Source organism: Salinisphaera hydrothermalis C41B8 (assembly GCF_000732535.1).
Taxonomy (GTDB): domain Bacteria; phylum Pseudomonadota; class Gammaproteobacteria; order Nevskiales; family Salinisphaeraceae; genus Salinisphaera; species Salinisphaera hydrothermalis.
On sequence record NZ_APNK01000080.1, the window covers coordinates 1 to 1,521 of the forward strand.

The following is a 1,521-nucleotide window of genomic DNA, read 5'->3' on the forward strand; positions in this document are numbered from 1 at the left end:
CCTGATATGGATTGACCTGTCAACTACGACTTATGACTTATTCATAATCGATGCGCTGGCGTATGCCCTTGGAACAGAACACGGGCGGCTGATGCGACGGTAGATCACTCTGATATACGTGGATTGGGTACCGACCTGACATGTCTTCGTCGCGGAGCTGCCTTGCTCTAAGTGCGGGGATCAGCGGACCAGGCCCGCTGCCCCATAGGCCGTCCAAGGATTCTCCAACCGGGCCGGCCGTGTTCTGATCCAAGGGCATACGTTGCCAACCTCCTCCGGCAGGGCGATTGCGATGGCGCGTACCGCTTAAGCGGCCGTCGCAGTCTTCACCGGTACTTCACAGGCGATCGCCCAGATAAAGCCGGCCAGTTCACGGGCTACCGCAGTCGTCGCCTGGGGCGTGTTCTTGCCGGCACCTATCAGATGTCGATAACGGCCGCATAACCGTTTCTGAGCCTGCCAGGCAATCGCCTGCACGTAGGGGCTCGTTTGTTCGGCTCGGCGCTGTATCACCGCGCTCTTGCGCGCAGGGAAACGATACGCCCAAGCTGCTTCGACGAGCACACGACGCACATGAGCGTTGCCGGTCTTGGTGATGCCGCCTTGACGCTTCGAGCCTCCGCTTGAGTGCTCGCTGGGCACCAGGCCGAGATAGGCCATTAACTGACGCGGTGAATCAAAGCGGGTGATATCGCCCAACTCGGCCAGCACGGTCATGGCGGTGATCAGCGAGATGCCGCGCAAGGCCATGAGGGCCTCGACGACCGGGCGCATGGACCAGGTCTCGCAGGCCTGGCGCATCTGTTCGGTCAGCGCGGCCACGCGACGCTGCGCGTCGTGCACGGTATCGATATATTCCGTCAAAACAATCTGCTGGACGGGCGTAGCCATGTGGAGTCGCTCGAGCCAGCGGAAATGCGCCTGTGTCCAGCGGCTCTTGCCGTCATACACGTGACCGTGGCGCAACAGGAACGCGCCCAGGCGCTGACGCGCCACGCGTTCGATCGCCTTGAGATCTTCTCGTGCTCGAGTGAGGTCGCGCATGGCTTCCTGCGCCTCACCGGGCACCCAGACCGGGGCGAGTTCACCGGCGCGATGCAGGCGCGCCAGACTCAACGCATCCCGCCGGTCGGTCTTGACCCGATCCGTGGCGCGGCGCGGCATCAAACCGGGGGCGACCACGATGCAGTCGTGGCCCATCTGCGTGATCTGACGATGCAGGCCATAGCCGCACGGCCCGGCTTCGTAGCACACGCCCAGCACTTCATCATCCGGCGACAGCTTGTGCATCAGGCGTTTGATCGCCGTCGGCGTATTGGCAATCTCGCCACGGTAAACCGGCTCGGCGCGACCAGCGGCTGCCACCGCCACCGCGATCGTTTCCTTGTGGACATCCAGCCCGACGTAAACGCTAAACTCGACCATGACCTGCCCTCCTCAATGTGGCTCTGCTTGAGAACGATCCCGTCCTCAACGTAACCCACGAGCTTGAGGACGGGCAGGTCAATCCATGGTGTCTAA

Annotated in this window: 1 protein-coding gene; it reads right to left on the reverse strand. The window is 62.3% G+C overall.

All coding sequences use genetic code 11. The features are described 5' to 3' along the window. Positions 1 to 306 precede the first annotated feature (306 nt). Complete coding sequence (locus tag C41B8_RS19125) at positions 307 to 1,425, reverse strand: IS110 family RNA-guided transposase (RefSeq protein WP_037341990.1); 1,119 nt, start codon at positions 1,423 to 1,425, stop codon at positions 307 to 309. Positions 1,426 to 1,521: the final 96 nt, after the last annotated feature.

Bases quoted from the DNA above. Each gene is read 5' to 3' on its own strand.
- C41B8_RS19125 (WP_037341990.1), bottom strand. From the start codon at position 1,425: ATGGTCGAGTTTAGCGTTTACGTCGGGCTGGATGTCCACAAGGAAACG.